The organism is Streptomyces sp. DH41 (assembly GCF_029813785.1).
Taxonomy (GTDB): domain Bacteria; phylum Actinomycetota; class Actinomycetes; order Streptomycetales; family Streptomycetaceae; genus Streptomyces.
Map to the genome: position 1 here is coordinate 413,377 of NZ_JARVKY010000002.1, position 11,837 is coordinate 425,213.

14 protein-coding genes and 1 pseudogene are annotated in these 11,837 nt (G+C 72.4%); 8 read left to right on the top strand and 7 right to left on the bottom strand.

Annotation, left to right across the window (positions count from 1 at the left end):
- Nucleotides 1-141: 141 nt before the first annotated feature.
- Nucleotides 142-1,371, bottom strand: a complete 1,230-nt coding sequence (gene ilvA, locus QC283_RS05065; protein ID WP_279560122.1) for a threonine ammonia-lyase — start codon at nucleotides 1,369-1,371, stop codon at nucleotides 142-144.
- 162 nt (nucleotides 1,372-1,533) lie between these two features.
- Between ilvA and QC283_RS05070 the strand changes: the two genes are divergently transcribed.
- The 3 genes from QC283_RS05070 to QC283_RS05080 all read left to right on the top strand — a co-directional run bounded on the left by QC283_RS05070 (nucleotide 1,534) and on the right by QC283_RS05080 (nucleotide 3,073).
- Nucleotides 1,534-2,043 (top strand): MarR family winged helix-turn-helix transcriptional regulator, encoded by a 510-nt coding sequence (locus tag QC283_RS05070; RefSeq protein ID WP_279560392.1) that lies wholly within the window; start codon nucleotides 1,534-1,536, stop codon nucleotides 2,041-2,043.
- Between the two features lie 111 nt (nucleotides 2,044-2,154).
- Nucleotides 2,155-2,697 (top strand): sigma factor-like helix-turn-helix DNA-binding protein, encoded by a 543-nt coding sequence (locus QC283_RS05075; protein ID WP_279560123.1) that lies wholly within the window; start codon nucleotides 2,155-2,157, stop codon nucleotides 2,695-2,697.
- Between the two features lie 118 nt (nucleotides 2,698-2,815).
- Nucleotides 2,816-3,073 carry a hypothetical protein gene (locus QC283_RS05080; RefSeq protein WP_279560124.1) on the top strand — a complete coding sequence of 86 codons (258 nt, stop codon included), beginning with the start codon at nucleotides 2,816-2,818 and terminating at the stop codon, nucleotides 3,071-3,073.
- A gap of 109 nt (nucleotides 3,074-3,182) precedes the next feature.
- Here the strand turns inward: QC283_RS05080 and QC283_RS05085 are convergent, their stop codons facing one another.
- On the bottom strand, nucleotides 3,183-4,337 hold the full coding sequence (locus QC283_RS05085; protein ID WP_279560125.1) for a cystathionine gamma-synthase: 1,155 nt from the start codon (nucleotides 4,335-4,337) through the stop codon (nucleotides 3,183-3,185).
- A 97-nt stretch (nucleotides 4,338-4,434) separates the two neighbouring features.
- Here QC283_RS05085 and QC283_RS05090 point away from each other — a divergent pair, with 97 nt between their 5' ends.
- Nucleotides 4,435-5,553, top strand: a complete 1,119-nt coding sequence (locus tag QC283_RS05090; protein ID WP_279560126.1) for a hypothetical protein — start codon at nucleotides 4,435-4,437, stop codon at nucleotides 5,551-5,553.
- A gap of 51 nt (nucleotides 5,554-5,604) precedes the next feature.
- Here QC283_RS05090 and msrA read toward each other — a convergent pair whose 3' ends face one another.
- Nucleotides 5,605-6,117 (bottom strand): peptide-methionine (S)-S-oxide reductase MsrA, encoded by a 513-nt coding sequence (gene msrA, locus QC283_RS05095; RefSeq protein WP_279560127.1) that lies wholly within the window; start codon nucleotides 6,115-6,117, stop codon nucleotides 5,605-5,607.
- A gap of 232 nt (nucleotides 6,118-6,349) precedes the next feature.
- Here msrA and QC283_RS05100 point away from each other — a divergent pair.
- From QC283_RS05100 to QC283_RS05110, 3 genes and pseudogenes are all read left to right on the top strand, one after another.
- Nucleotides 6,350-6,696, top strand: a pseudogene (locus QC283_RS05100) (hypothetical protein).
- Between the two features lie 211 nt (nucleotides 6,697-6,907).
- Nucleotides 6,908-7,501, top strand: a complete 594-nt coding sequence (locus QC283_RS05105) for a DUF4291 domain-containing protein (protein WP_279560128.1) — start codon at nucleotides 6,908-6,910, stop codon at nucleotides 7,499-7,501.
- A 22-nt stretch (nucleotides 7,502-7,523) separates the two neighbouring features.
- Nucleotides 7,524-8,204 (top strand): 2-phosphosulfolactate phosphatase, encoded by a 681-nt coding sequence (locus QC283_RS05110; protein WP_279560393.1) that lies wholly within the window; start codon nucleotides 7,524-7,526, stop codon nucleotides 8,202-8,204.
- A 35-nt stretch (nucleotides 8,205-8,239) separates the two neighbouring features.
- On the opposite strand, the gene QC283_RS05115 is transcribed toward QC283_RS05110, so the two are convergent.
- The 3 genes from QC283_RS05115 to QC283_RS05125 all read right to left on the bottom strand — a co-directional run bounded on the left by QC283_RS05115 (nucleotide 8,240) and on the right by QC283_RS05125 (nucleotide 9,768).
- Nucleotides 8,240-8,407, bottom strand: a complete 168-nt coding sequence (locus QC283_RS05115) for a hypothetical protein (protein ID WP_279560129.1) — start codon at nucleotides 8,405-8,407, stop codon at nucleotides 8,240-8,242.
- Between the two features lie 148 nt (nucleotides 8,408-8,555).
- Entirely contained in the window at nucleotides 8,556-9,116 is a 561-nt protein-coding gene (locus tag QC283_RS05120) for a hypothetical protein (protein ID WP_279560130.1), read from the bottom strand.
- Between the two features lie 52 nt (nucleotides 9,117-9,168).
- On the bottom strand, nucleotides 9,169-9,768 hold the full coding sequence (locus QC283_RS05125) for a TetR/AcrR family transcriptional regulator (protein ID WP_279560131.1): 600 nt from the start codon (nucleotides 9,766-9,768) through the stop codon (nucleotides 9,169-9,171).
- A 195-nt stretch (nucleotides 9,769-9,963) separates the two neighbouring features.
- On the opposite strand from QC283_RS05125, the gene QC283_RS05130 reads away from it, so the two are divergent.
- A complete protein-coding gene (locus QC283_RS05130) occupies nucleotides 9,964-10,983 on the top strand; it encodes an aldo/keto reductase (protein WP_279560132.1) in 1,020 nt (339 codons plus the stop codon).
- 9 nt (nucleotides 10,984-10,992) lie between these two features.
- Here QC283_RS05130 and QC283_RS05135 read toward each other — a convergent pair whose 3' ends face one another.
- Nucleotides 10,993-11,817 carry an SDR family oxidoreductase gene (locus QC283_RS05135; protein WP_279560133.1) on the bottom strand — a complete coding sequence of 275 codons (825 nt, stop codon included), beginning with the start codon at nucleotides 11,815-11,817 and terminating at the stop codon, nucleotides 10,993-10,995.
- Nucleotides 11,818-11,837: the final 20 nt, after the last annotated feature.

Genomic DNA, 11,837 nt, shown 5'->3' on the forward strand with positions numbered 1-11,837 from the left:
GATTCTTCGCAAAGCCTAGGTTTGTACGTTTCGCTCCGCGCAGCGAGCGAATTACCACACACCATAACGCGATGTATCGCGTCTCACAACGCCTTTCCTCGAACGAGTGACCCCGTCCCTACTGGCCGGCCGGGTGGCAGGTCAGCCGATGACGGGGTACCCGGCCTCCCGCAGCGCCCGGCCGACCTCGGCGCAGTGCTCCGGGCCCTTCGTCTCCAGGTGCAGCTCGACCTCCGCCTCCGTGAGCCCGAGCCGCGGATCGGTCCGGACGTGGCTCACATCCAGGACGTTGGCGTCGACCACCGACAACACCCCGAGAAGCGTGGCGAGGGCGCCGGGCCGGTCCGTCAGGCGCAGCCGGACCGCCAGGTAGCGGCCCTGCGCGGCCATGCCGTGCCGGAGCACCCCCTGCATCAGCACCGGGTCCACGTTGCCGCCGGACAGCACGGCCACCACCGGCCCCTCGAAGGCGTCCGGCTCGCTCAGCAGCGCCGCCACCGGACTCGCTCCGGCCGGCTCCACGACCAGCTTGGCCCGCTCCAGGCACAGCAGCAGAGCCGTGGACAGCTCGTCCTCGGAAACCGTGCGGACCTCGTCCACCAGCTCGCCGACGATCCCGAACGGCACGTCACCGGGCCGTCCCACCTTGATGCCGTCGGCCATCGTCACGGGATTCTCGACCGCCACCGGACGCCCCGCCGCCAGCGACGGCGGATACGCCGCCGCCCCCTCCGCCTGCACGCCCACGATCCGCACGTCCGGCCGCAGCGCCTTCACCGCGACCGCTGTTCCGGCCACCAGCCCTCCCCCGCCGATACCGACCACGATGGTCCGCACCTCGGGGCACTGCTCGAGGATCTCCAGCCCGACCGTGCCCTGGCCCGCGATGACGTCGGGGTGGTCGAAGGGGTGGATGAAGACCGCGCCCGTCCGTTCCGCGTACTCCTGCGCGGCGGCCAGCGTCTCGTCGACCACCTGACCGTGCAGCCGCACCTCGGCGCCGTAGTCCCGGGTCGCGCTGATCTTCGGCAGCGGCGCGCCCTTCGGCATGAACACCGTCGACCGCACACCGAGCAGCGACGACGCCAGGGCCACGCCCTGCGCGTGGTTGCCCGCGCTCGCCGCGACCACGCCCGCGGCCCGCTGCTCGGGCAGCAGCCCGGCGATACGGACGTAGGCGCCGCGGAGTTTGAACGAACCCGTCCGCTGGAGGTTCTCGCATTTGAGGTGCACCGGCGCGCCGACCAGCTGGGACAGGTGCCTGCTGCCCTCCATCGCCGTCACCCGCGCCACGCCCGAGAGCATCTTCTGGGCTCCTCGCACGTCGTCGAGGGTGACGGGTCCGACCAGGGCGGCCGTGCTGTAGCTCATGTCTCCAGCATCGCAGTCCACGAGCGCTCGGGGCCGCTGTGACCAACCTCCGAGACCCGCTTCGCGCAGCGCCGGTACGTCCCACCGCCCGGCCGCGTACCCTGTCCCCCAATCAGCAGCCTTCCACGAAGTGAGCCCCCGGCCATGCCCACAACGCCTGAAATGTCGATGGACATGACGACCGCCGGTGACACCGGTCTTCTCGAGACGCTCCAGCACGAGGTGGCGCTCTTCGCCCGCCGTGCCGAACAGACCCGGCTCGGCGGGGTCGGGCAGGTGCGCAACTCCATGGACCGCGCCGCCTACCTGCTCCTCAACCGCCTCGACAAAGAGGGCCCGATGGGCGTGAAGGCGCTCGCCGCGAGCATGGGCATCGATTCCTCGACGGTCACCCGGCAGGTGGCCCCGCTGGTCGACACCGGACTCGTCAAGCGGACCTCGCACCCCGAGGACGGCCGCGCCGTGGTGCTCCAGCTGTCCCCGCGCGGCGTGTCGCGGCTGGAAGAGGTCCGGTCCTCCCGGCGTCAGCTCATGGCCGAACTGACCCAGGACTGGGCACCGGAGGAGCGCGAGGCGTTCTGCTCGCTCCTCACGCGCTTCAACGGCGCCCTGTCCGCCCGTATGGCCCCGCCGGGCGTGTCGCCCGGCCAGGAGTCGTCGTCGGGCTCCTGAGCCACCCTTCACGGGCTTTCCGGGGCGGTTCGCACCGGACTCTTGACCGGCGGGCCGCCCCTGGCCTGATATGAGACCTCAGGGGTCGTCGCCGTCCGGTCGGGAGGCGCGGTGCGAGAACGGCAAGCGTCCCAGAGTGCCCGCCGGGCCCGGGAGTTCGAGGCGTTCGTCGCGGGCGCGGCAGGGCGGCTGCTGCATGCCGCCACCCTGCTCACGGCCGAGCCGCCGGGCGCCAACCCGCGCGCGCGGCGACTGCTGGCCCTCTCCCTCGCGCACACGTACGCGTACTGGGACCGGCTGCACGGGGAGGACCCCTACGACCGGGCCCGCCAGTACCTGGCCACCCGCTTCGCCCGCGAGGCCTGGCACCGGTACGGCGGCGGCCTGGGCCGGGCCGGACGGCGCGCCGTCGGCCCCCTGGGCGGGCTCGCCCCGCAGGAACGCCTGGTCCTGGTGCTCAGGATGTACGAGGGAGTCGCCGAGGAGCAGGCCGCCGCCCTGCTGGGCGTGCCCGTGGAACGCGTACGGACGCTCTGCGACCGGGCGACAGCCACCCTGCTCCGCCCGCCCGCCGAACCGTCCCGACCGCCGACGGCGGACACGAAGGTGACGAAAGCGAAGGCGGCGGAAACGAAGGCGGGGGCGACGCCATGACGGTCCCGGCGACCGCTACGACGACCGGCGCGTCGACCGGCACCGCGACCGTCCGGTCGGCCGCCGCGACGGACCGCGACGCGCCCGCCACGCGCGCGTCGCGCACGGGCAGGCGCCGGTGAACCGCCCCCAGCGAGAGGCCGCCGTACGACGGATCATGGAGCAGTCGCCGCCGCGGGTGCCGCCCGAGCTGTACGCGGACGCCGTGCGCCGGGGCGGCCGCATGCTGCGGCGCAGGACCGCCGCCCGCCGCCTGATGTGGCTGGTGCTGTGCGCCGCGGCCGTGGCGTTCACGGTGTGGGCGCTGACCGTCCAGCCCTGGGCGGAGCCGCCGTCGGAGACGACCCCACCCGTGACGGGCTGGGAAGGCTGGTGAGCCCTTGGCCCCGGCCCGGGCGGCCCGGACTGGTCCGGACGGCCCGGCGGGCGGGCGCTGGCCGGGACGGCCCGGCGCATGCCGGCTGGTCCGGGCCGGCATGTGCCGACTAGCCCAGGGCCTGCTGAAGGTCCGCGAGCAGGTCGTCGACGTTCTCGATGCCGACCGACAGGCGCACCAGGTCGGCGGGCACCTCCAGAGCCGAACCGGCGGCCGAGGCGTGCGTCATCCGACCGGGGTGCTCGATCAGCGACTCGACGCCACCCAGGGACTCACCGAGCGTGAACACCTTCGCGCGGTTGCAGACCTCGACGGCCGCCTCCTCACCGCCCTCGACGCGGAAGGACACCATGCCGCCGAAGGCCTTCATCTGCTTGGCGGCGACCTCGTGCCCGGGGTGCTCCGGCAGCCCCGGGTACAGCACGCTCGTCACGCGCGCGTGCCGGGAGAGCATCTCGGCGACCTTGGTGGCGTTCTCGCTGTGCCGGTCCATGCGCACGGCGAGCGTCTTGGTGCCGCGCAGCACCAGCCAGGAGTCGAAGGGGCCGGCGACCGCGCCCATCGCGTTCTGGTGGAACGCCAGCTCCTCCCCCAGCTCCTGGTCGCCCACGATCAGCCCGCCGCCGACGACGTCGGAGTGGCCGCCCATGTACTTGGTCAGGGAGTGCACGACGACGTCCGCGCCGAGCGCCAGCGGCTGCTGGAGATACGGCGTGGCGAAGGTGTTGTCGACGACGAGCCGGGCGCCGGCGTCCCGGGCGACCTGGGCGACGGCGGCGATGTCGGTGATGCCGAGCAGCGGGTTGGAGGGCGTCTCCACCCACACGGCCTTGGTCTTCGGGGTGAGCGCGGCCCGCACGGCGGCGGGGTCGCTCGAGTCGGCCACGGACCACTCCACGCCCCACCGGGTGGCGACCTTGGCGAAGAGCCGGAAGGTACCGCCGTACGCGTCGTTCGGGATCACCACGTGATCGCCGGGGCGCAGCAGCGTACGCAACAGGCAGTCCTCGGCCGCCAGTCCGGACGCGAACGCGAGGCCGCGACGGCCGCCCTCCAGGGCGGCGAGGTTCTCCTCCAGGGCCGTACGGGTCGGGTTGGCGCTGCGGCTGTACTCGTATCCGCCGCGCAGCCCGCCGACGCCGTCCTGCTTGTACGTCGACACCTGGTAGATCGGCGGTACGACCGCGCCCGTCTGCGGATCGGCGGTGTTGCCCGCGTGGATCGCGAGTGTCTCGAAGTGCTGACTGATGTGCCTGTCGCTCATGGGCACCGAGGGTAGCGGCGCGGACGACTCCGCGCGTTTTCCACAGGGCGGGGGGACAGGTTGGCCAATTGTCGGCGCCGTCTGGTTCGCTTGAGACATGGAGATTCTCTGGGTCCTGATAGCGCTGGTCATGCTGGGCTTCGTGCTGCTCCCCGTTCTGCGGCGCCGGCGCAGCGCGGTCGGTCTGGTACCCGCCGGCCACCCGGACGCGGCGGACCCCGCCAACTACGGCTTCGCCCGCGAGGAGGAGCTGGACATCCGCATGCCCGGCCCCGACCAGGACCTGCTGGACGTCCTGGACCTGGTGCAGCGTACGCAGGACTACCGGGGGGCCCAGCAGCTCCTCGCCGGCACGGAGGCGCGGGGTGAGCGGCGCTGGCAGCGTGTGCAGGCCTTCGCGGGTGCCGCGTCGCTGGAGCTGCGGGAGCGGCCCGGCGGTGTCGGGGAGACGCCGGGCGGGCAGTGGCTGCGGGTGTGGCGGGCCGAGGCCCCCAAGGACGCGGGCGGCGCGGCCGTGCACGCGGAGTTCCTGGTGCAGCAGGCGTGGCGGACGGCGACGCCGGGCACGGACGACTTCCGGATCATCATGGAGGAGGCGAAGGCGGCGTGCGGAGCGGCGGCCCTGCTCGCCCCCGGCGACCCGATCCCGTACATCGTCGAGCTCTCGGTCGCGCGCGGGCTCGGCTACTCGCGCGAGGACTTCGAGCAGCTCTGGCTGAAGATCCTGGACCGCGCTCCGAACCACATGGGCGCCCACCTGGCCGCTCTGCAGTACTGGTGCGAGAAGTGGCACGGCTCCCGCGACCTGGCGTACGCCTTCGCGGAGGCGGCGGCGGCCCGCGCCCCCCAGGGCTCCCTGCTCGCGGCGATGCCGCTGTTCGCCGTCTTCGAGCACCTGCCCGAGGTCAACCTGGTCCGGGGCTTCCACCAGAGCGAGGTCGTCACCAAGGCGGTCCACGGCGCCCTGCACGCGGTCCACTCCGCCCGCCCCGACGACCCGATGCAGGCGCACGTCCGTCACCTGCTGGTCTTCTTCCTGGTCGGGGGTGAGCGCTGGGCCGAGGCCATGAACCAGCTGATACTCATCGACGGTCACGTCGGGGCCCTGCCCTGGACCATGTCCCCCGACCCGGCGGCCGAGTTCGCCGTCTACCGCGCCATGGCGGTGGCGGGCTACGAGGCGAACGGCGGCAGCCCGGCGACGCTGCCGCACTGACATCCCCGCGACGGACGGCCCGGCGGGACTTCCGACCGGGCCGCCTGCCGGTCAGCTCTCGGTGCGGGCGGGCAGCCGCCATCCCGGGCGCGGGAAGTGGCAGGTGTAGCCGTCCGGGTAGCGCTGCAGGTAGTCCTGGTGCTCGGGCTCGGCCTCCCAGAAGGGTCCGACCGGCTCCACCTCGGTGACGACCTTGCCCGGCCACAGTCCCGAGGCGTCCACGTCCGCGATCGTCTCCTCGGCGGTCCGCTTCTGCTCGTCGTCCACGTAGTAGATCGCCGAGCGGTAGCTGAGGCCGATGTCGTTGCCCTGGCGGTTCTTGGTGCTCGGGTCGTGGATCTGGAAGAAGAACTCCAGGAGCGCGCGGAAATCGGTCTTCTCGGGGTCGAAGAGGATCTCGATGGCCTCGGCGTGCGTGCCGTGGTCGCGGTACGTCGCGTTCGGCACGTCTCCCCCGGTGTAACCGACCCGGGTCCCCGTAACGCCCGGGAGCCGGCGGACCAGCTCCTCCATCCCCCAGAAGCATCCGCCCGCAAGCACGGCCCTCTGCGTCTGCGCAGCCATCGCGGCCCTCCAATATCTCTCAGCCAGGTCATTCGGGCTGCTCGGCGCGCACACCGCCGGCGTCTCGTGCCCGCTCACGTCAACGCGCGAGGGGTCCGAACGATTCCGGGCCCGTCCTGCCGGAGGGTGGGACGGGCGTGTCGGTTCTGCCTCACCCGTTCGAGCGGTGGGGCAATCCTCACGCCGGATACCCCTGAGGTTCGGGACCAGAATCGCGCCCATGGGAGTGGCAATGACCACCACCGCTGCCGGGCAACCGCCCAGCCCCCGGCCACGGTCGCCGCTCTGCGTCAAGCCATCAGGCAGATCGCGCCGGCCGCGCTGACGGCGTTCACGCGTGAGCTGGACCAGGCGGCGGACCAGTCCCGGCAGGGCCCGGATCTGGCGCCCCTGCAACGGTTCATCGCCCAGTGGGCCGTCTACGTGCACATCCAGCGTCAGCCCGCCCTGGCAGCGGCCTTCCGCCACTGGGAGGACAGCGCCGAGTCGGGCGACGTCGCCCATGCGCGACAGGCCGCATCCGAGATCGGCCGCATCCTCGACCAGGCCCACGCCGCAGTCGGACTCACCTCTCGATGATCACTGAGTGGCGATGGGAGTACGCCCCCCGTTCGACGCGCTGTAGGCATCGGCCCGCGGCAACGACACTCCCGCCCCGTCCGGTCGGCTTCCGGCACCGGTGAGAGGTGCCCCCTCTCCCTCCGTCTCGGCAAGCGGCGAGCGGCGAGCGGCTCCCGGTGGTGCCCAAAACCGGTGGTGTCCCGAACCGGCCGGCCCCACGCTGTACGTCATGGAAGCACCACAACGCGGGATCCGCGCGGCCTATGCGCAATCCACAGTCACCGTCTACCAGGCGTACTCCCCGGGCATCGGGGTGCCCGCCGCCCGGGAGGGCCGCTTCCCCGCCGCCTGGAAACGGGACAGGATGACGTGGATCAAGCCGTCGTTCCTGTGGATGATGTACCGCTGCGGCTGGGGAGCGAAGGCCGGGCAGGAGACCGTTCTCGCGGTCGAGATCAGCCGCGACGGGTTCGAGTGGGCGTTGCGCCGGGCGTGTCTGTCGAGCTACGTCCGAGGGACGCACCCCGACCGGGCCACCTGGCAGCGTGAGTTGAAGCGTGCGCCCACTCGTGTGCAGTGGGATCCGGAGCGGGACCTGCGCCTGCGCCCCTTGCCCTACCGATCCCTGCAGCTCGGCCTCTCCGGCGAGGCCGCGCGTCGCTACGCGGATGAGTGGACGGTCGCCATCAGCGACGTGACCCCACTCGCACACGAGATCCATGCCCTGGTCAGTGCCGGTGAACTGGACTCCGCCGCACGGCTGCTGCCCGCGGAACGCCCTTATCCGGCCGGAGACGAATTCCTCGCCCACCTGGGCGGATGACATGACGGAGCGCCGCATGGAGATGGAAACTCGTTTTCTTGGCATCACTGACCTGGTCGAAGCCCCGTCCGTGGCGGTCGTGGTCGATGTCATGCGTGCATTCACCGTGGCCGCCTGGGCCTTCGCCCGAGGGGCGGAGAAGATCGTTCTTGCCGAGTCGCTGGACGAGGCCCTGGCGCTCAAGGCTTCCCGCCCTGACTGGGTGGCGCTCAAGGACGGTCCGCCCGTGCCCGGCTTCGACCTGGTCAACTCGCCGGGGCTGCTGCGGTCCGCCGATCTGGGCGGACGGACCGTGGTGCAGAAGACCACGGCGGGCACGGTCGGCGCCCTCGCGGTCAAGGAGGCGTCGCTGGTGCTGTGCGCCGGCTTCGTGGTGGCGGAGGCAACGGCTCGGGTCCTGCGGACCCGCGAGTGCGACAGCGTCACGTTCGTGGTCACCGGCGACGACGGGCGGGCCGACGAGGATCTGGCGTGCGCTCAGTACATCGCCCGGAGAGCGGCCGGGGCCGGGACGGACGCCGCCGAGTTCCTCCGCCGCGCCGCCGAGTCGCGCGCCGCCGCCGAGTTGGCCGAGGGGGTGCGCCAAGGAGTCCACCCCGATGACGTCGCGCTCTGCCTCGAGGTCGACCGGTTCCCCTTCGCCATGGCGGCGACCCTGGAAGGCTCGCTCATGGTCCTACGGCCGTGCGCCACGCCGTTGTGATATCTCCGCACGGTGGCACTCCTGGCGGCATCCGACTACCGGTCCTCTGTCCCGCGCCGCTCCTGCGACAGCGGCGTGGGCAGGCCGAAGTGGCGGGCGAGAAGCTCCATCGTCACCGCGCCGTCCTCGTTGAAGCCCGGCTCCGGTGTCTCCCTGCCCACCACGCCCGCCGCCAGGAGCTCCGGGAGCAGAAGGTCCGGCATCGCGCCTCCCCGGCGCGACTCCCTGCGGGCGCCCAGGTTGAACTACGACTGCTCGAAGCCGCCGCGGTGGTAGGCGAACTGGAACGGGGGAGCAGGCCGGTGTCCATGCCCCGGCAGAACGTGGCGAACGTGTGTGGAGGCAGCCGGTTCATCCCGCCGCCACCTCTTCGGCCAGCGGCGGCGACGGCAGGCCGAAGGCGGACGCTATCGCCGACACCAGGCGGTCGTCCCGGCCGTCGAGATGTTCGAAGCAGTCGTGTCCGTCGTCCTCGTCCTCCAGCTCGCAGTACGCGTCGGGGCCTATCAGGCCGGCTTCCAGCAGCTCGGCGGACAGGTGGTCGGGGTTGTCCCCCACCCGCTGGCCCACATCCTCGAAGCTGAAGTGCAGTACGCACCGGCCGTCCCGGTAGTACGTGAAGTCGGGCGAGTGGGTCTTGGCGCTGCACGGCTCCACCATGAACACCACCGCCTCGCCGCCGCCCTCGCACAGCGGCCGGTAGTCCGCGGTGTCGTAGTCGTTGGCCTCCGGGGCGAAGGAGTCGTGCATCGCCCAGGTCCACTCGCCCGCCACCCCCGTCTCCAGCACCTGACGCCGCAACCCGCCGAGCCCTTGGGCGACGGCGTCGGCGGTCAGCCCTCGGACGAAGACGAGGCTCACCTCATGGCCCGGATACGCGCCCCCGAGCCGACTGTCGATCCAACTCTTCATACCCGGAATCTAGTTGCCACCACTGACAGCCCTGAGGCGTCGGCCCGCCCGGTCAGTCCTGGCGGCGCAACCCCGCGACGAGGAGCTCGACCAGGCGGCGCGCGTCGTAGCGGGGGTCGCTCTCCGCGCCGATGCAGAGGTTGCCGACGCCGCGCATGAGTTCGAGGGCGGACAGATCGGACCGGATCTCGCCGGAGGCGGTCGCGGCGTCGAGGAGCTGGGCACACACGGGCACGAGGCGGTCGAGGAAGTACGCGTGCAGCGTCTCGAAGCCGGCGTTGTCGGACTGCAGGACGGCGGCGAGTCCGTGCTTGGTGACCAGGAAGTCGACGAAGAGGTCGATCCACCCGCCCAGTGCGGCGTACGGGGTGGGGCTGCTCGCCAGGAGCGCGGGGCCGGCCTCGGCGCAGGACTCCACCTGGTGCCGGTAGACGCCGATGATGAGGTCCGCCCGCGTCGGGAAGTGGCGGTAGATCGTGGCGGTTCCGACGCCGGCCCGGGCCGCGATGTCCCGTACCGGCGCTTCCACGCCGGACGTGACGAAGACCGCGGCGGCCGCGTCCAGCAGGGTCTCCTGGTTGCGCCGGGCGTCCGCCCGCTTGGGCCGGGCCGCGTGCGCCGTGCCCTCGTCGCCGTCCTGCTCCTGCACCACGTCGTTTCCTCCGCCACCCGGGTTTACTAAACGGGACACCGTTCCGTATCGTCAAGCGGGACAGGGTTCCACTTGTTCATGATGCCAGAGCACGGAGCCCGCCACCAATCCCCCTTCTTTGGCATGCCCTTGTCACGCCTGCCGCCGTATCCGCCCCTATCCGTCCCTCTTCCACCACATCGGAGGAACACCGTCATGCAGTACCGCACCCTGGGCCGCACCGGCGTACAGGTCAGCTCCCTGGCACTCGGCGCCATGAACTTCGGCAGCATCGGACGCACCACCCAGGACGATGCCACCGCCATCGTCGACGCGGCCCTGGAGGCCGGGGTCAACCTCATCGACACGGCCGACATGTACGGCACCGGCGAGTCGGAGGAGATGGTCGGCAAGGCCATCGCCGGCCGCCGCGACGACATCGTGCTGGCCACCAAGGCGGGCATGCCCATGGACGACGAGCGCAACCACCGGGGCGCCTCGCGCCGCTGGCTGGTCACCGAGCTGGACAACAGCCTGCGCCGCCTCGGTGTCGACCACGTCGACCTGTACCAGATCCACCGGTGGGACCCGGCCACCAGCGACGAGGAGACGCTCGCGGCGCTGACCGACCTGCAACGGGCCGGAAAGATCCGCTACTTCGGCTCCTCGACCTTCCCCGCGTACCGCATCGTGGAGGCCCAGTGGGCCGCTCGGCAGCAGCGCCTGGGCCGTTACGTCACCGAGCAGCCCAGCTACTCGATCCTGCAGCGGGGCATCGAGAGGGACGTACTGCCCGTGACCGAGCGGTACGGGCTCGGTGTGCTGGCGTGGAGCCCGCTCGCCTCGGGCTGGCTGTCCGGGGCGGTCCGCGCGGGCCGGGAGATCGCCACCCACCGCTCGGCGTTCATGCCGGAGCGCTTCGACACCTCCCTGCCCGCCAACCGGGCCAGGCTCGACGCCGTCGAGCGGTTGGCCGAGGTCGCCGACGGGGCCGGCCTGACCATGATCCAGCTGGCGCTCGGCTTCGTGACCGCGCACCCCGGCGTGACCAGCGCGCTCATCGGTCCCCGCACGCCGGCCCATCTGCACTCGCAGCTCGCCGCCGCCGACACCGTGCTCAGCGCCGATGTCCTCGACGCGATCGACGAGATCGTCGCTCCCGGGACCGACCTGGCCGCGCACGAGAAGTTCGACACCCCGCCCGCGCTGCTGGACCCGGCCCTGCGGCGCCGCTGAACCGCGGGCTCACGCACGGCGCGCGGCAGCCGTCACCGTCCCGCGCCCGGCCCGCTCCGTCAGGAACTCCTCCCACGTCCGCCGGCCCGTCCGCGCCCCCTGAAGCGTGAGGTTCGCCCCCGCGCGGTAGGCGCGGCCCGCCTTGCCGGGGATGCGGACCGGCAGGTGGGGGCGCCGGCGCCGGGCGTGCAGGGCGAGGTACGGGCGGGCCAGGGCGGCCAGGTCGTGGACCTCGGGGCCGGTCATGTCGGGGACCCGGCCGGCGGGGGCCGCGAGGGCCAGCTCGGCCAGGCGGGCGGCGACCTCGCGGGAGTCGACCGGCTGGAGGCGCAGTCCGCCCGGGACGGGGAGGACGGGCAGCTTCGTCATCTTCTCGATCATCGTCAGGGTCAGCTCGTGGAACTGGGCCGCACGCAGGACTGTCCACGGGATGCCGGAGTCGGCGATCGCGCGCTCCGAGTCCAGCTTGGTGCGCAGCCAGGCCAGCGGCACGCTGTCCGCGCCCACGACCGAGATGTACACGAGGTGCCGTACGTCCGCGCCGGACGCCGCGCGGACGAGGGTGCGGGTCGCCCGGTCGTCGCCCTTCGGGCCGCCCGCCAGGTGCAGGACGGTGTGCACACCGTCGACGGCGGCCTCGACGCCCTCGCCGGTGAGGAGGTCGCCGGTGACGTACGTGACGCCGTCCTCGTCGGGGCGGGGGCGCCGGGTGAGGACCCGTACCTCGTGGCCGGCCGCCCGCAGCAGCGGGACGACGTGGCCGCCCAGGGTGCCCGTGCCGCCGGTGACCAGGAGGGGGGTGGTGGGGGACGAGGGGTACGAGGGGTACGTCATGGCTGCTCCCGGGGTCCTGG